The organism is Bradyrhizobium sp. URHA0013 (assembly GCF_000518345.1).
GTDB lineage: Bacteria > Pseudomonadota > Alphaproteobacteria > Rhizobiales > Xanthobacteraceae > Bradyrhizobium.
Genome location: NZ_KI912427.1, coordinates 100,009 through 117,595 on the forward strand (window position 1 = coordinate 100,009; position 17,587 = coordinate 117,595).

A 17,587-nucleotide genomic window follows, 5' to 3' on the forward strand; every position below is an offset into this window, starting at 1 on the left:
GCCGGCCTGTGGATTAACCCCGTTGCCGCAAAGGGATAATGTCCACTTGCATGCCACGGCTGGTCGGGAAAGAATTGACCGAGGCCCCGCGCCGGCTTACTGGCCCGGTGCGACTGCCAGTAAGAGAACGATGAACGCTCCCTCAACCCATCTCGTCATTGCCGATGACCATCCATTGTTCCGCGCCGCGCTGCGGCAGGCGGTGGCGGGCGTCCTGAGCTCGGCCAAGATCGACGAGGCTGGATCGTTCGAGGATCTGACCAAGCTTTTGGAACAGGCCTCCGACGTCGATCTGATCCTGCTCGACCTCTCGATGCCCGGGATCTCCGGCTTTTCAGGCCTGATCTATCTGCGCGCGCAATATCCGGCGATCCCGGTGGTGATCGTCTCCGCTTCCGACGACAGCGCCACGATCCGCCGCTCGCTCGATTTCGGCGCCTCCGGTTTCATTCCGAAGCGATTTGGCGTCGAGACCTTGCGCGACGCCATCCTCAAGGTGATGGAGGGCGACGTCTGGGTTCCGGCAGACACCGATCTGTCGGCCGTCGCCGATCCCGACATGACGCGCCTGCGCGACCGGCTGGTGACGCTGACGCCGCAGCAGGTCCGGGTCCTGATGATGCTGTCGGAGGGGTTGCTCAACAAGCAGATCGCCTATGAGCTCGGCGTCTCCGAGGCCACCATCAAGGCGCATGTCTCGGCCATCCTGCAAAAGCTCGGCGTCGAAAGCCGGACCCAAGCCGTGATCGCCGCCGCGAAGATCGCCGGCGGCCAATGGAAGCAGGGCACCCCGACGGGGTGAGCATGGAGCGAGCTTCCCGTAGTCCGGATGCGCTCGCTGTGTCGCCCTCCTGTCAATCCCACCGCGCAAAATATTCCACTTTACCGAAATTCCGTTTTGGCGTGTGTGTCGCCCATCCCGGCTCATCCTTGAGGGGCGATCTTGTGGTCGTCACGTTCGCGAGCCGGGCTTGCGGTGGACGCGGCAGCGTTCGGGTACGAGAGGCCAAGGGCAGGGCGGATTGCTCTCCGTGAGCCCAAAACTTCGTGTCGACGAGCGGCGCTGCTAGGCTTCGACGGTGCGCTGCAGAGCCGGGGCCCATGTCGCTGCATTGTACCGTGTCGCTCGTGGATCCCGGCTCTGCGCAGCAGCGCAAGAGCGTTGCAGTGCGCCCGGGACACGAGCGGCACCGAGTCCGCGTCATAATGTTTGCAACAACTTGTCGGCGGCCCGGATATCCGCTGTCTCCGAGCCCGCGGCGAAGCCTTCATACGCCAATTGAAGCCACCGCCTCGCTTCCTCGCGCCGGCCGCGTTCGGCAAGGAGACCGGCGAGATCGATCGCGGCCCGCAGCTCCCAGGCTTTGGCGCCTTTGCGACGACTCAATTCCAGTGATTGGACGAAGTGGGCTTCTGCCTGATCAGCGTCGGGCTTGGGCCTCGCCAAGAGAACCCTTCCCTTCATGCGCAGCAGCTCGGGCATGTACAGATGATCGCCGCTTTGCTCGACGAGGCGGATCGCATCGTCGATCAGGCACGCACTCCGCTCGATCTGCCCAAGCGCCATCAAGCCCTGAACAAGCACGATGTTGAACGTCGTGGTGAGCAGCTCGTAGCCGGCATCGTGGAGCTCACGCAGACACGTCCCGATCGTCTCGACGCCTTCGGCGGCATGGCCGCGCCGGATCGCCAGTTCGCCTTTGACGCCGCGGCCGACCGCAAGATAGGGGCCCATGGAGCGCGATTCGGCATGGGCGATGAAGCGGTCGATGTTCTCTTCCGCGGCATCGAGGTCTCCGCTCCAGAGATCGATCGAGACCGCCCAGATCAACGCAATGCAGAGCGTGATCGGATGGTCCATCTGCGCGGCCTCGACGACCGTCTGTCGGGCCAGTTGCAGCGCATCCGCGGGGCGGCCCTGCAACCAGAACTCGCGCGCGAGCGAGATGCCGGCCCGGTTGCGGTGATCGAAGCCATAGACGGTGCTGATCCGTTCCGTGCCCGGCCCATGCCAGGCGGCCTCCAGCATCGTCAGCGCGTCGCGATGCTCGCCGGCAAGATGCAAGGAGACACCGAGGAGCGAATGGGCGAGGGCGAGGGAGGCGGCCCCGCCGAGTGTCCCGGCGACCGTAAGGCTTTGCTGCGCATAGCCGAGCGCGGCGTCGAACTGTCCCATGCGCTCGTGGAAGATATGCATGCGCCCGAGCAGCTGGAGCTGGTTCGGCGCGTCGCCGCGCGCCTCGGCGATCGCAAGGCTCCGGCTCAACGCGGCACGCGCCGCTTCGCTGCCGCCGCGCGTGAACATCAAGGTCAGTCCGAGAGCGGCCTGGATGTGCATTTCCTCGGCGCCGCCGCGCGAGGAGGGATCGATCGCAAGCAGCGCCCGTTCAGACCAGCGCCGGCACTCGACCAGCAACGACATCGCGAGAAAAATTGGCGCTGCAGCTGCGGCCAGTGCAATGCCGATGCTGGCATCGCCGTCCGTGCCAAAACACCAGTCCAGCGCCGCGCGCACGTTGTGAAGCGCGGAGAAGTGGATCGCGCGCTCGTCGGCGCTCGGCACCGTGGCCCACGTCGTGCCGGCCTGCTCCAGCCATTGCCGGTAATAGGTCGCATGCCGGGCGGCGAGCGCCGCGTCATCAGGCTCGATCTCGAGCAGATAGGCGCGCGTCGTGTCGAGCAGACGGTAACGCATCATGGCGCCGATCGGCCGCGCCGCGACCATCGACTTGGCCACCAGGCCGTCGATGGCGTCGAACAGGCGGGAGCGGTCGACACGTTCGTCCGGCACGATCTCGAGTGCGGCGTCGATGGTGAAGTGACCGGCGAAAACCGCGAGCCTGCGTAGCACGAGGCGTTCGATGTCGGACAAGAGCCCGTAGCTCCATGCCAGCGTCGCCTGCAACGTCTTTTGTCGCGGCGGCGCCGTGCGCTGGCCCTGCCAGAGCAGATTGAGGCGCTCGTCGAGCAGTGCTGCGGTCTGCTCCAGGCCGTAGGCTTCGACGCGGCCGGCGGCGAGTTCGATCGCCAGCGCCATGCCGTCGAGCTTGCGGCAGATCCCGGCGACGATCGCGGCATTGGCATCGTCGAGCGCGATCTGCGCGCCGCCGGCCGTGGCACGTTCGAGGAAGAGTTGAAGCGCGGGATAAGTCTGCGCAGCGGCCGCCGTCAGCCCAGGATTGTCGGGCGGAACGGCGAGCGGCGCCAAGCGATAGACCTGCTCACCCTCGACCCGCAGGGCTTCGCGGCTCGTCGCCAGGATATGGACATGCGGTGCGGCGTGGAAGATGTCGGCGGCCAGCGGCGCCGCCGTGGCGATGACGTGTTCGCAATTGTCGAGGATCAGCAGCATCCGTTTGTCCCTGAGATGCGCGAGCAGCGCAGGCAGGGGATCCTCGGTTTGCGCCGGCAAGCCCAGCATCAGCAGGATCGAGGTGATCACGAGATCGGGATCGCTCAGCGCGGCAAGATCGACGAAATGTGCGGCGTCGGAAAATGTCGCGAGCAGATCGTGAGCAATCGCAACCGCAACGGCGGTCTTGCCGACACCGCCCGGGCCGGTGATCGTGACGAAGCGGGAGCCGACGAGCCTGTCGTAGACGGCGGCGACCGCATCGTCGCGCCCGACCATCCGTTGCAGCCGGTTCGGCAGTTTGACGGGCGGCAATTCCGTTCGCGCGGCGGTGCGCCGCTCTGCCGGGATATTCACCTGCGAGATTAGCGCCACGAAGCAATAGCCGCGGCCGGAGAGTGTGGTGATGTAGCGGGCACCGTCCTTGCCGTCGCCAAGGGCCTTACGAAGCGCCGCGACGTGAAAGCGGAGATTGGCGTCCTCGACCGTCATGCCGGGCCACACCAGCGCCATCAGATCATACTTGCTGACGACCTGGTTCGGCCGCGACATCAGTGCGAGCAGCGTGTCGAAGGCCTTTGCGCCGAGCGGCAGCGCGACGCCATCGCGGGTCACGAGTCTTTCATTTGGCATCACGGTGAATGGCCCAAACGAGAGGGTTCCCGTTGCGGTGTCGGCCGGCTCGGTCATGGCGAAATCCTGATCCTTTCGAACGGACCGGATAGCCAGATGACCGCAATCCGGCAAGACCGTTCCCCGCGTCGCGATCAGACTGCGGTTGCAGACCCATGTGAGGCGCGCGAGCGGAGACCTCACAACTTCTCACAAGTCCCAACGGGTGTGTCGCGGCAGCCGCTGCTAGTCACTTGTGCGACGGCAAGGAGACCTTCATGACCCAGGCGGCAAAGTTGCTTTACACGGCCCGGACCCACACCAGCGGCGGGCGACAGGACGGGATATCTCGCAGTTCCGACGGCCGCCTGGATGTCAAGCTGTCGCCGCCGGGCGGCACCGGCATCGGTACCAATCCCGAGCAATTGTTCGCGGCCGGCTGGTCGGCCTGCTTCGAGGGCGCGATGGAGATCGCGGCCCGCAAGCGGAAGATCGAGCTCCCCAGGAAATGCGCGATAGATGCGGAGATCGACCTGGTGCTCGACGAGGGCGCCTATTCCCTCAGGGCACGCCTCGATGTCAGCCTGCCCGGCCTCGATCGCGAGATCGCGCGCGGGATCGTCGATGAGGCGCATCAGACCTGTCCCTATTCCAAGGCCGTCCGCGGCAACATCGACGTCACGGTCGCGCTGATCTGACGGCACCACCTCCAACCATCAACAAGGTAGCACCATCATGAAACAGAGCATCGACCAGCACCGTCGCCAGTTCTTCGGCGTCGCCGCGGGAACCATCGCCGCCGGCCTCGGCGTGATTGGCGCCGTCCGCGCCGAATCGGAAGCGCCGCGCTCGGCCGCGACGAATGCGCCGTTCGGCGCGATCAAGCAGATCGATGCCGGCGTCCTCAACGTCGGCTACGCAGAGGTCGGTCCTGCGAACGGTCCCGTCGCAATCCTGCTGCACGGCTGGCCCTACGACATTCACGCCTTCGTCGACGTCGCGCCGATCATGGCAAAGGCCGGTTATCGCGTCATCATTCCCTATCTCCGTGGTTACGGCTCGACCCACTTCCTCTCCGCCGAGACGCCGCGCAACGGCGAACCTGCAGCAATGGCCGTCGACATCATCGCACTGATGGACAAGCTCGACATCAAGAAGGCGGTTGTCGCCGGCTTCGACTGGGGCGCGCGTACCGCCGACATCATCGCCGCGCTGTGGCCGGATCGCTGTCGTGCGCTGGTGTCGGTCAGCGGCTATCTGATCTCCAGCCAGGCCGCAGGCAACGCGCCGCTGCCGCCGTCGGCCGAGCTGCAATGGTGGTACCAGTTTTACTTCGCGACCGAGCGCGGCCGCGCCGGATACGAGAAGTACACGCATGATTTCGCAAAACTGATCTGGAAGCTGGCTTCGCCGCAGTGGAAGTTCGACGACGCCACTTTCGATCGCAGCGCGGCGGCGCTGGACAACAAGGATCATGTCGCGATCACGATTCACAATTACCGCTGGCGGCTCGGGCTCGCCCAGGGCGAAGCGAAGTACGAGGAGCTCGAAAAGAAGCTCGCCGCAGCTCCCGTCATCAGCGTCCCGGCGATCACGATGGAAGGCGACGCCAACGGCGCGCCGCATCCCGATCCAAGCGCCTATGCCAAGAAATTCTCGGGCCGGTACGACTATCGCCTGATCACCGGCGGCATCGGCCACAATCTGCCGCAGGAAGCACCGGAAGCCTTTGCCAAGGCCGTGATCGACGCCGACGGCGGTGCCTGAGAATTTTGGCAGCACCTCGGTCCGGCAAGGCCGGGCCCAGGCCTGATATGCGATCGCAGCTCAGTGAGGCGTCATGACGACAATGAAATCTGAAAAGTCAAAATTTCCATCGTCTACGACGATGATCGTGGTGGCCGTGCTCCTCCTCGTCGTTGTCCTGACCTGCGTGCCGTATCTGGTCACGATCGCTTTCGCGCAGGGCGAGACCGATGCCTCGCCGATCTTCGGCGTCACTGTCCCGGAAGGCTACAAGCGGTGGGAGCTGATCGCGCCGGCCGAAGAGGCGGCTCCCTTGGACGAGCTGCGTGCCGTCGTCGGCAACAGCGCCGCGATCGATGCCTATCAAGGCGGCAAGCTTCCGTTCCCGGACGGCACAATTCTGGTCAAACGCGCCTGGAAGCGGAAGCAATCCCCCGAATTTGCGTCCGCGACGATTCCCGGTGAGGCCACCACCGTCCAGGTGATGGTCAAGGATTCCAGAAAATATGCCTCGACCGGCGGCTGGGGATTTGGTCGCTTCGTCAACGGCAAGCCGGTCGACGAGGCACAGCATCGCACCTGCTTCGCCTGCCACGAAGCTCGTGTGAAGAGTCGCGATTACGTGTTTACGAGGCTTGCGCCCTGAGAGCGGAGGCTCACTCCGCCGCCACCATCTGCTGCGTGCGCCACTGGCCGAGCAGGGCGCGGAGCGAGGCCGGCTTGACCGGCTTGTTGAGCACCGCGACCTTTTCGTCGCGGGCCGCCATTTGCACGGCGGGGCTGCGGTCGGCGGTGATGAGGATCGCGGGGATGCCGTCACCGAAGCGGCGGCGGATGTCGCGGATCGCGGCGATGCCGTTGCCGCGGTCGAGGTGATAATCGACCAGCAGGCCGGTCACGCGGCGGCCGGCAGTTTCGATCGCGGCGATCGCGCCCTCGGGATCGGCGACCGCGATCACTTCGGCGTCCCACGCCTTCAGTAGTGTGCGCATGCCGTCGAGGATCGCGGCGTCGTTCTCGATGCAGACGATCAGGGTCCCCGAGATCGAGGTGCGTGCGAGCGGCGTTGCGCTGGTCACGGCCGCGGTGTGGGTGATCGCCTTCGCCGTCGGCACCGTCACGGAAAACACCGAGCCGCCGCCGACATTGGAATCGATGGCGATGTCGTGCTTGAGCACGCGCGCCAACCGCTCGACGATCGACAGGCCAAGGCCGAGGCCGCGGGCGATCCGCGCGCCCTGCTCGAGACGGTGGAATTCCTTGAAGATCTCGCTGCGCTTGACCGTCGGAATGCCGACGCCGGTGTCGTAGACGCAGATCTTGAGCGAGGCGCCATGGCGGCGGCAGCCGACCAGGACGCGCCCGCGCGGGGTATATTTGATCGCGTTGGAGATCAGGTTCTGGAGCAGCCGTCGCAGCAGGAGACGATCCGACTCGACGGGCAGCGAGCACGGCACGAAGACGAGCGCCAGATTCTTGGCGCGTGCGATCGGAGCGAACTCGATCTCCAGCGAGCGCATCAGATCGGCCATCTTGAAGCTCGAGATCGAGGTCGTCATCGCGCCGGCGTCGAGCCGGGAGATGTCGAGCAGCGCGCCGAGGATCTCCTCGATCGCCTGGAGCGATTCGTCGATGTTCTCGACCAGCCGCGTCTCCTCGCCGCTGTGCTGACGCTCGACCAGGCTCGTGACATAGAGCCGCGCCGCGTTCAGCGGCTGGAGAATGTCGTGACTGGCGGCGGCGAGAAAGCGCGTCTTGGAGATGCTGGCGTCTTCGGCCGCGCTTTTGGCCAGCGCCAGCTCGGAATTCAGCCGGGTCAGTTCCTCGGTGCGGTCGCGCACCCGCTTTTCCAGCGTCGCATTGGCGCGCTCCAGCGCTTCGGCCGCCTCGAACGTCGGCGTGACGTCGGTGAAGGTGATGACGAAGCCGCCGCCCGGCATGCGGTTGGTCAAGATCTCGATCACCATGTGGCGGTCGGGCAGGCGCTCGAGATAAGGCTCGCCGTCGGTGGTGTAGGCCGCCAGCCGGCGCTCCAGCATGGCCTCGCGCTCGATCGGATCGGCCGGCTCGCTCACGCCCATAAATTCCAGGATTTCGCGCAACGGCGTGCCGAACTGGATGAAATGCGGGGGAACGTTGAGGAGATCGCCGAACTGCCGGTTGGAGCAGATCAGTTGCAGATCGGCATCGAATACCGCGATGCCCTGGCGCACATGGTTGAGCGCGGTCTGGAGGATCTCGCGGTTGAAATGCAGCGCCGCATGGGAATCGTCGAGCAGTTTTAGCGCAGCCTTGGCGGAGACCGTCCGCTTGCGCAGCAGCAGCGACATCACGAGACGCGAGGAGGCCGCCCCGATCGAGGAGGCGATCAGGTGCTCGGCGTGCTGCAGCAGCTCGAAATCGGCGGGCGCCCCGGATTCCAGCCGCACATTGCGCCGCGCGGAGAATGCCTCGAAGGAATGCCGCGCCCGGTCAGGCCCGAGATATTGCGCCACCGTGGTCTGGATGTCCTGCACCGTGACGGTGGTGCGCCAGCGCCGGAAGCCCGGGGAGATCGGCGCGAGCGTGTTGGGGACGAACAGATCGGCTTGCACCAGCTCGATCGAAGACGGCCGGCGCGCCAGCGACAACAGCACATAGGTGAGGATGTTGAGCGACAGCGACCAGACCACGCCGTGCATCAGCGGCGGCAAATCGGCGCCGAACAGCGCCTGCGGCCGCAGCGCCTCGATCCCGAACGGGCCGTGCTGGAGCAGCAGGATGCCCGCCGTGGAAGTATCCATGAAGCTCGGGATGAACAGTGTGTAGAGCCACACCGCAAAGCCGACCAGCATGCCGCCGATCGCGCCGCGCGCGGTCGCTCGCCGCCACAGCAATCCGCCGAAGAAGCTTGGTGCAAGCTGGGCGATGGCGGCAAAAGACAGGAGTCCGATCGCCGCGAGCTGGGTGTTGCCGAGCGCGCGGTAGTAGAAATAGGCCATCACCATGATGGCGAAGATCGCGAGCCGGCGCGAGCGCAGCAGGAAGTCGCTGAAATCGGCGCCGCCGGTGCGCCCCTCGGGCCGTCGTTGCAGCACCAGGGGCACCACGAGATCGTTCGAGACCATGATGGAGAGCGCGACGCATTCGACGATCACCATCGCGGTCGCCGCCGACAGCCCGCCGACGAAGACGGCGACGCTGAGCAGATCCGCGCCGCCCTCCATCGGCAGCGCCAGCACGTACATGTCAGGATCGGCGGCGCCGAACGGGAAGCTGACGAGGCCGGCGAACGCGATCGGGATCACGAACAGATTGATGGCGACGAGATAGAGCGGAAACAGCCAGCGCGCGCGTCCGACCTCGGCGTCCGAGGAATTCTCCACCACGCTGACGTGGAACTGGCGCGGCAGCAGCATGATCGCGCACAGCGACAGCAGCGTCATGGTCAGGAAGTTGCCGATCGACGGCGAATAGTTGATGACGCGCACCGCCTCCGGCGTCTTCATCGCGCGCTCGATCAGTTCGTGCGGCGAGAACATCCAGAACGTGACGAAGATGCCTGCGGCGAGGAAGGCGACCAGCTTGATGATGGATTCGGTCGCGACCGCGAGCATCAGGCCGTGCTGGTGCTCGGTGGCGTCCGTCTGCCGCGTGCCGAACAGCACTGCGAAGGCCGCCATCGCCAGCGTCACCATCAGCGCCACGTCGCCGACGATCGGGATGTGGGAGAAGGCCTGGTCTTCGCTCAGGATGGTTTCGAGCGAGGAGGCGACCGCCTTGAGCTGGAGCGCGATGTAGGGCACCGAGCCGATGATGGCGATCAGCGCGACGGTTGCCGCCACCGCCTGGCTCTTGCCGTAGCGCGCACCGATGAAGTCGGCGATCGAGGTGATGTTGTGGGCCTTCGCGAGCTGGATCACGCGGCGGAGCACGCCGGCCCCTAACCCGATCATCAGGATCGGGCCGACATAGATCGCGAGGAAGTCGGTGGAGGTGCGGGTGGCGAAGCCGACCGAGCCGAAGAAGGTCCAGGAGGTGCAGTAGATCGCCAGCGACAGCGGATAGATCAGCCCCGAGGCGCGGCCGCGCCCGGCCGGCGAGCGGCGGTCGCCATGGCTCGCCACCAGGAACAGAAAGCCGATATAGCCGAAGGCGGCGGCGATCACGCCCCAATCGTGCAGCATGGCGAGCGTGCTTCTCTCTGGGCGCGCTGGCCGCGCCCGATCTCATTTTCCCTGTAAACCTAGCGCGTTGGACGGCCGCAGGCGACAGCGAAATGCCGTGCGGGTGCGGGAACTGGGGTAGTCGTTAAGCAGGACGACCCGGAGCTACTCCGCCGCCAGCGACTTCGCGCGAAGCGGCAGACCCAGGCGGTCCCACACCTGCAGCAGGGCTTCGGCGAGCTGATCGATCAGGCCGTCATCGTGATAGGGCGAGGGCGTGATGCGCAGGCGTTCGGAGCCCTTGGCGACCGTCGGATAGTTGATCGGCTGGATGTAGATGCCGTGCTGCTCGAGCAGGAGGTCGGAGGCCTGCTTGCACTTCTCGGCATCGCCGATGAACAGCGGGACGATGTGGGTGTCGCTCGACATCACCGGCAAGCCGGCGGCGTTGAGGATCGCCTTGACCCGGGCGGCGCGATCCTGGTGACGCTCGCGCTCCCAGCTTGACGTCTTCAGATGCTTGATCGCGGCGGTCGCGGCCGAGCAGATCGCCGGCGGCAGCGCGGTGGTGAAGATGAAGCCCGGCGCATAGGAGCGCACTGCGTCGATGATCTGACCGTTGGCGGCGATGTAGCCGCCGAGGCAGCCGAACGCCTTGGCGAGCGTGCCCTCGAGAATGTCGATGCGATGCATCACGCCGTCGCGCTCGGCGATGCCGCCGCCGCGCGGGCCGTACATGCCCACCGCATGGACCTCGTCGACGTAGGTCATGGCGCCGTACTTCTCGGCGAGGTCGCAGATTTTGGCGAGCGGGGCGATGTCGCCGTCCATCGAATAGAGGCTCTCGCAGGCGATCAGCTTGGGTCGGCTCGGGCCCGCAGCCTGCAACAGCGCTTCGAGATCGGCGAGGTCGTTGTGGCGGAACACGACCCGCTCGCAGCCGGACTGGCGGATGCCCTCGATCATCGAATTGTGGTTGAGCTCGTCGGACAGGATCAGGCAGTTCGGAATGAGCTTTGCGATGGTCGCGATGCCGGTCTGGTTCGAGACGTAGCCGGACGTGAAGAGCAGCGAGGCTTCCTTGCCGTGGAGATCGGCGAGCTCGGCCTCGAGCTGCACCAGCGGATGATGCGTGCCGGCGATGTTGCGGGTGCCGCCGGCGCCGGTGCCGACGCGGGTCGCGGTCTCGACCATCGCGCCCACTACCTTCGGGTGCTGGCCCATGCCGAGATAATCGTTCGAGCACCAGATCACGACGTCGCGCTTGCCCTTCGGCGAGTGCCAGAGCGCATGCGGGAACCGGCCGGCAATGCGCTCGAGATCGGCGAACACGCGGTAGCGCCGCTCGGTGTGGAGACGATCAAGGGCGGAATTGAAGAACTGGGCGTAATCCATCGTCAAACCTGCAGCGGAACCGACCAAAGACCCGCATATCCTTAGAGCTTTTCCAGCTCCAATGTCTATGCGCTATCCCACATTTGGACCTGCGGGGCATTTGGGCAAAATGCCCTATCGTGCGATTTGAAACTTGATCCGGATCAAGTTCGCGCGAGATGCAATGTTGCTCTGCACCATCCGGTGAATTGAGCGCAGCCCTCAGGTCGTCCTGAACTGCAACACGCCGTCTTTCATCTCCGCCGTCAGCCGGCCTTCCACGATCATGTAGTTGACGTGGGCGACCAGTTCGCCGGCGGCGAAGCCCATCTGGTGTTCGTCCAGCACGTGCTTGTTGAACACCACGGGCACCAGGGCGCGCGAGGTCTGCGGCACCTCGCGGCAGGCTTCCGCGATCAGGCGGCAGCGCTCCTCGTGGTGATCGGCGAGCTGCTTGATGCGGGTCTTCAGCCCGTAGAACGGCACGCCGTGGCCGGGCAGCACCAGCACGTCATAGGGGAGAGTCGTCGTAAGGCTGGCGAGCGAGGCCAGATATTCGCCGAGCGAGTTCTGATCGGGTTCGACCGCCCACACGCTGACGTTCGGCGAGATCTTGCTCAGCACCTGGTCGGCCGAGAGGAACAGCTTGTCGTCGGCGCAATACAGCATCACCTGGTCGAGCGCGTGACCGCCGCCGGTGATCACCTTGAAGCGGCGCGTGCCGATCACGACGTCCTCGCCATGCGAGATGCGGCGGTAGGACGGCGGCAGCACCGAGACGCGCTTGAGATAGTCCTGGCCACGGCCGAGCAGCTTTTCGGTGAGTGACTCGTCCATGCCGTGGCGGCGGAAGAACAGCCGCTGCGCTTCCTGCCGCTCCTCGGTGCCGCGGTTCTGGTGATAGACCGATTGCAGATATTCGACCTGCGACATCACCAGCGGGCAGTTGAACCGCTCGACGATCCACCCGGCCAGACCGACATGATCGGGATGGGAATGGGTCACGATCAGGCGCGTGATGTTGACGCCCTTCAGCGGCCCGTCGAACAGCTTCGTCCAGGCTTCGATCGTCTCCTCATTGCCGAAGCCGGCATCGATCATGGCATAGCCGTCGCCGTCGGCGAGCAGGTAGATGTTCACATGGTTGAGCCGGAACGGCAGCTTCAGCCGCGCCCACAACACGCCGGGCTTCACCTCGACGACCTGTTCGGGGCCGGGATGCTGTTCCCAGGGATAGCGCAGGGCGTCGGCGGAGGACTGCACGGTGTCGGTCTTTGCGTTCATGCTACCGACTTAAACCCGCCGCCCCCGCCGCGCCAGCCGAAAAAGGACGCTGGCGGGGTCCGCATAGCGGTCATTCCGGGTCACGGAACGGCGCCTACGCCGCCCGCATGTTGTTGAGAAACGCGTCGATCTCTCCGCGCAGCATGTCGGCCTCGCGGCGGAGCGCGTCGGAGGCGCCGAGCACCTCGTTCGCCGCTGCGCCGGCCTCCGCCGAAGCCGTGGAGACGCCGACGATGTTGCTGGAAACCTCGCTGGTGCCGCCGGCGGCATGCTGGATGTTGCGGGCGATCTCGCGGGTCGCCGCGCCCTGTTCCTCGACCGCGGCGGCGATCGTCGTGGTGACGTCGTTGATCTCGCCGATGATCCGGCCGATGCCCTGGATGGCGCCGACGGCCGAAGTCGTCACTGACTGCATGCTGGCGATCTGGCTGCGGATCTCCTCCGTCGCTTTGGCGGTCTGGCTCGCGAGGCTCTTCACCTCGGAGGCGACCACCGCGAAGCCACGACCGGCTTCACCCGCGCGCGCCGCCTCGATGGTGGCGTTGAGCGCCAGCAGATTGGTCTGCGAGGCAATGGTCTGGATCAGGTCGACCACCACGCTGATGCGGCTCGCGCTGTCGGCGAGGCTCTGCACCGTGGCATCGGTCGCGCCGGCTTCGTCGACCGCCTTCCTGGCGATCGCGGCCGAGGTCACGACCTGCTTGCTGATCTCCTCGATCGAGGACGAGAGCTGCTCGGTGCCTGATGATACGGTCTGCACGTTGACCGAGGTCTCTTCGGCTGCGGAGGCAACCGCGTTCACCAGCGCATTGGACTGGTCTGCCGTGTTCGACATGCTCTGCGCGGTCGATTGCATCGAATTGGCTGACTGGGCGAGATTGTCGAGTGCGGTGCGGACCGCGCCCTCGAATTCTGCAATCTTCGCCTCCATCTGCGCCGCACGCTCGGCCTTGGCGACGCGATCCCTGTCTTGCTCGCTCGCAAGCGTGCGAGCTTCGATCATGCTGTCGCGGAACACCGTCAGCGTTTCCTTCATCGCGCCGATCTCGTCGTTCTGCCGGGAGCGGACGATCTCGGTGTCGAGGTCGCCGGCCGAGAGCAACTGCATGGCGCGTTGAAGCTCGCGAATGCGGCGCAGGATGTTGCGGCCGACATAGAGCCAAACGAACAGCGCCGAGCCGACCAGCGTCAGAGCGCCGAGTGCCAGCATCGCGGTGGTCGCGAGCGAGATCTCATGCCGCGCCTGGAAGGTCGACGCGTTGGTCTCCTTCTGCACGCCCTCGACGAGCTGCTGCACGCTGATGCCGAGGCCGACATTGAGCTTGCGGGTCTCGTCCAGGATGGTCTGGCCGTAGTCGATCGCGTCGAGTTCTTTCTGGCGGATCTTGAACACGCCGGACTTGCCTTCGCCGAAGGCGAACAGCTTTTGCACGGTGTCGCGCACCGCCTGCATCGAGGCCATGTTCGGCAGGTCCTCGAGGTTCGACTTGACGCGGTCGCGCGTCGCCTTGAACTCCTTCTCGATCGCCTCCAGCGTATCGCTGTTGTTGGCCGACAGCGCCGCCATCATGTCGGCGGCCATCAGATTGCCGTTGGCGGAGATGGTCGCGACCTGGGAGACGGTGCGGGCGGCTTCGGTGGCATCGTCGGCGGAAACTTCCGCCGCGCCGAGGATCGCGTTCAGGCGCGTTTGCGCATCCAGCATGGCAGGAGCGGCCGCACCGACGAAGGTGAGCTGCGCCTTGCGGAGCGCTTCATATTGCTTGTCGTGCAGTGCGCCGGTATCCAGCCGTTCGCGCGCGGCCGACACCAGGCTCTGGGTCGCCTCGTCGATGCTCTTGGCGGTGTCGCGCAACGCGGTTGCGATCTGCTTGTCGGCGCCGAGCTCGATGATCTCGCCGAGCTTGGCCATGGCGAGCTGCTGGATCTCCTGCACCTTCTTGGTGCGTTCGTTCAGCGCCTCGTCGGACGGCGACGCCAGGAGGCCCGGCCCCTGTGCCGCAAGCGTTGCGCTTTGCGATGCGAGTTGAAGGCTGGCGGAAAGGCGCGGGATGTCGCGGCCGCTCAGGTCCATCATGGTGCTGCCGAGATGGTTGAAGACGAAGCCGGCGCCGGCTGCAATCACGAGGCCCATGCCCGCGATCACCGCGAAGGCCGTGAACAGGCTGCCGCGCACGCCCCATGTCGGCATTTTGAAACGAGGCCGGATACGACCAAGCAAGCGGCCAAGGCCCAGACGGATCGCCATCGAAATTCCCCCACGCGTGATCTTTATGTTTTCGCCGCGGAGTATCCTCGGGCCAGGTTAAAAAATCGCAAGTTGCTCAATCGGTTGCGTACGTTCCGCACAGCGAAAAAAGAAGGGCCGGCAATGATGCCGGCCCTTCATCATGATAAGGTCTTGGTAACCGTTCAGTAGCGCGCGACCGCCGAGTTGGCCCAGTTGAAGCGGTAGTTGACGCCCGCCTTGATGGTGTGGTCGTCGGTTGTGAAGTTGCCGGTGCCCGCCAGCGGACCACCGGTGAAGTGCGCGTCGCCGAAATTGTAGTACTGGTACTCGGCCTTGGCCGACCAGTTCGGCGCGAACATGTATTCGAGCCCGGCGCCGACGGTGTAGCCGTTGCGGTGATCGCCCGTGATGACGAAGGCAGCCGGCACGCCGCCGACGGTCACCTTCTCGTTGTTGTCCGAATAAGCGTAGCCGCCCTTCACATAGAGCAGGCCCGGACCCCAGGTGTAGCCGACGCGGCCGGTGATCGAGCCGAGACCACGCTGGTCGTTGGTGTAGGCGACGCCGCCCGGGAACACCGCGCCGACGCTGCCGGAGAGCCAGGAATACTGGCCTTCGACGCCGACAACGAAGTTCGGGTTGAACTGCCAGTCCGCGCCGGCCTGCAGACCGCCGAGGAAACGGCCGTTGCCGTTGTTGCCGGTGGAGAGGCCGCTGAAATTGTTGTCGCTGGAGAACGCGCCGCCGACATGGCCGCCGATGTAGAAGCCGGTCCAGTTGTAGATCGGCGCGGCATAGGCGGGCGCGGGCGCCTTATAGTAATTGCGGTTACCGAGATCGGCACCGACCGCCGGCGCGGCAGCGCCCACCACGAGCAGCGCAACGGTCGCAAACAGAATCTTCTTCATCATCCAAACTCCAACACTTAGGTCCGCGGCAGGCGCGCTTTCCGCGCCGTCGTTGGTTCTGCAGATAGCTCGCTTTTGACGAAAATGCTGTCACATCCGTGGCACAGCGGCAGCCAACCTAACTTATTGGGCTGTAAATGATTTTCGTGCTTAATGGCGGCTTAAGAAGTGGTGAAGGAAGGCTTAACTCGGCGCTATCAGGGTAACTTGCGCGCGCATCTCGTTAACCAAGGCGGCGCCGCGCCTCATCGCGCATCTGTTCGCGGAATGCAGCGCGCTTTGCGGGCCGGTCTTCCTCGCGCACGTCATGACGATCGAACACGTCGAACTTCTCCAGGATCGGATAGCGCTCGCTCGCCATCGCGAGCACGCGCAGCACCTTGGTCGCCGACGGTGTCGGGCCGCTCACCTCCCAGCGCCGGATGGTGTCGGCGCCGCCCTTCTCCGGCAATCCGCAAAGCCGGGCCATGTCGGCCGCGGTGAGCTTGCGCTCGAGGACCTCCGAGAGATCGTTGCGGAGTTGCTTCAGTTCGGGACCGGTCATGTCGCCTCAATACGCGAAGTCGATGAGGTGAATGCACTAGCGCTGATTCGGGTCCATCCGAAGGCGGGCAATCCGCGCCTGACCTCATCCATGTTGCCTCGCCAGCGCGACGCAATCGACCTCGATGTCAAATGGCCCAGGCCACGATGGGACGTGCAGGAAGATGCGCGCCGGTGAACAGTCCTGGAAGTAACGGGCATAGACCTCGTTGAACGTGACGAAATGCGCGGGATCGGGCGTACAATAGACATTGCACTTGATCACGTCCGCCAGCGAGGACCCCGCCGCTTCCAGGCAGCATTTCATCTGGTCGAGCACGATCTCGGCCTGCCGCTCGAACGGTAGTGTTCTGACCTCGCCCGTTTTGGGATCGAATGGCGGCAGGCCGGATAGATAGACGAAGCCTTCGACGACGACGACCGGATAGATCGGGCCTCTGCGGCGGCGCTCCAGATAGGTCGATATCGGCTCCACGCGGATGCGTTTCATGCTGGGTCTCCGGATTGTGTCGGAGCCACGGTAGAGCGCGCTCGGCGTCCAATGGTTCGGCCGCGGCCAAACCATCACCGTTGTCGTGCCGGGACGGTCGCGATACGCTTTCTCCATGATCGCAGCGGCAAACATGGTCGAGGTGGCGGCACTGGTCGGCGATACCGCGCGGGCCACGATGCTGGCGGCGCTGATGGGCGGGCAGGCCCTGACCGCGAGCGAACTGGCGGCGCGCGCGCGAATATCGAGGTCGACGGCAAGCGGACATCTCGGCAAGCTGGTCGGGGCGCGGCTGCTCATCGTGACGCAGAAACGTCGCAACCGCTATTACCGCATCGCGTCTCCTTTGGTGGCCAGGATGCTGGAGAGCATCAAGGCCGTTGCCGCCATCGAGGTTCCGCCGCGCCATCAGTCACGCTCGATCGCCGACGATCAACTTCGCTTTGCGCGCACCTGCTACGACCATCTGGCCGGCTATCTCGGCGTCGCCATCGCCGACGCCCTCGTCGCCAAAGCGCACGTCGTGCTCACCGATGACGGCGGAGAGGTAACGGCCTCCGGAACACATTTCCTCTCCGCGTTCGGCGCGGTGCTGGAGCCGAAATCCGGAAGCAGGCGAATCTTCTGCCGCCCATGCCTGGACTGGAGCGAGCGTCGCTTTCACGTCGCCGGTCACGTCGGCGCAGAGATTCAACGTTGCTGCCTGGAGCGCGGCTGGCTGAGACGGGACCGCGACACGCGGATCGTGCACGTCACGCCAGCCGGGCAAATCGGTTTGCGCAAGACATTCGGCATCCATCTGAGCGGTAACGGCGACCGGTCCGCGGCATCTTCGCCCGCGCACGAAGTTATGAATGGGGTGCCCATGGAAATCCGCCGCTGAATGAACAAATGCTAAGGGGG

General features: G+C 65.2%; 13 protein-coding genes. 5 read left to right on the forward strand and 8 right to left on the reverse strand.

The window, feature by feature from the left end; genetic code table 11:
- Positions 1-130 precede the first annotated feature (130 nt).
- Positions 131-802: a response regulator transcription factor gene (locus N551_RS0129905; protein WP_027570048.1), complete on the forward strand. Its 672-nt coding sequence runs from the start codon at positions 131-133 to the stop codon at positions 800-802.
- Positions 803-1,201: 399 nt separating this feature from the next.
- On the opposite strand, the gene N551_RS0129910 is transcribed toward N551_RS0129905, so the two are convergent.
- Positions 1,202-4,042: a winged helix-turn-helix domain-containing protein gene (locus N551_RS0129910; RefSeq protein WP_027570049.1), complete on the reverse strand. Its 2,841-nt coding sequence runs from the start codon at positions 4,040-4,042 to the stop codon at positions 1,202-1,204.
- Between the two features lie 200 nt (positions 4,043-4,242).
- On the opposite strand from N551_RS0129910, the gene N551_RS0129915 reads away from it, so the two are divergent.
- The 3 genes from N551_RS0129915 to N551_RS0129925 all read left to right on the forward strand — a co-directional run bounded on the left by N551_RS0129915 (position 4,243) and on the right by N551_RS0129925 (position 6,356).
- Positions 4,243-4,662, forward strand: a complete 420-nt coding sequence (locus tag N551_RS0129915; RefSeq protein WP_027570050.1) for an organic hydroperoxide resistance protein — start codon at positions 4,243-4,245, stop codon at positions 4,660-4,662.
- A 37-nt stretch (positions 4,663-4,699) separates the two neighbouring features.
- Positions 4,700-5,731 carry an alpha/beta fold hydrolase gene (locus tag N551_RS0129920; protein ID WP_027570051.1) on the forward strand — a complete coding sequence of 344 codons (1,032 nt, stop codon included), beginning with the start codon at positions 4,700-4,702 and terminating at the stop codon, positions 5,729-5,731.
- 121 nt (positions 5,732-5,852) lie between these two features.
- Positions 5,853-6,356, forward strand: coding sequence for a cytochrome P460 family protein (locus tag N551_RS0129925; RefSeq protein ID WP_035963320.1), 504 nt, complete (start codon positions 5,853-5,855; stop codon positions 6,354-6,356).
- Between the two features lie 10 nt (positions 6,357-6,366).
- Here N551_RS0129925 and N551_RS0129930 read toward each other — a convergent pair whose 3' ends face one another.
- From N551_RS0129930 to N551_RS0129960, 7 genes are all read right to left on the reverse strand, one after another.
- The gene (locus N551_RS0129930) at positions 6,367-9,876 is read right to left on the reverse strand and encodes a PAS domain-containing hybrid sensor histidine kinase/response regulator (protein WP_027570053.1); all 3,510 of its coding nucleotides are present in this window, start codon (positions 9,874-9,876) and stop codon (positions 6,367-6,369) included.
- Positions 9,877-10,020: 144 nt separating this feature from the next.
- Positions 10,021-11,250 (reverse strand): 5-aminolevulinate synthase, encoded by a 1,230-nt coding sequence (gene hemA / locus N551_RS0129935; RefSeq protein WP_027570054.1) that lies wholly within the window; start codon positions 11,248-11,250, stop codon positions 10,021-10,023.
- A 201-nt stretch (positions 11,251-11,451) separates the two neighbouring features.
- Positions 11,452-12,513 carry an MBL fold metallo-hydrolase gene (locus N551_RS0129940; protein ID WP_027515291.1) on the reverse strand — a complete coding sequence of 354 codons (1,062 nt, stop codon included), beginning with the start codon at positions 12,511-12,513 and terminating at the stop codon, positions 11,452-11,454.
- A 94-nt stretch (positions 12,514-12,607) separates the two neighbouring features.
- Entirely contained in the window at positions 12,608-14,761 is a 2,154-nt protein-coding gene (locus N551_RS0129945; protein WP_027570055.1) for a methyl-accepting chemotaxis protein, read from the reverse strand.
- A gap of 164 nt (positions 14,762-14,925) precedes the next feature.
- The gene (locus tag N551_RS0129950; RefSeq protein ID WP_027570056.1) at positions 14,926-15,651 is read right to left on the reverse strand and encodes an outer membrane protein; all 726 of its coding nucleotides are present in this window, start codon (positions 15,649-15,651) and stop codon (positions 14,926-14,928) included.
- Between the two features lie 223 nt (positions 15,652-15,874).
- Positions 15,875-16,195, reverse strand: a complete 321-nt coding sequence (locus tag N551_RS0129955; protein ID WP_027570057.1) for a hypothetical protein — start codon at positions 16,193-16,195, stop codon at positions 15,875-15,877.
- An 84-nt stretch (positions 16,196-16,279) separates the two neighbouring features.
- Entirely contained in the window at positions 16,280-16,684 is a 405-nt protein-coding gene (locus tag N551_RS0129960; RefSeq protein WP_027570058.1) for a RidA family protein, read from the reverse strand.
- A 115-nt stretch (positions 16,685-16,799) separates the two neighbouring features.
- Here N551_RS0129960 and N551_RS36400 point away from each other — a divergent pair, with 115 nt between their 5' ends.
- The gene (locus tag N551_RS36400; protein WP_081747967.1) at positions 16,800-17,567 is read left to right on the forward strand and encodes a helix-turn-helix transcriptional regulator; all 768 of its coding nucleotides are present in this window, start codon (positions 16,800-16,802) and stop codon (positions 17,565-17,567) included.
- Positions 17,568-17,587 lie beyond the last annotated feature (20 nt).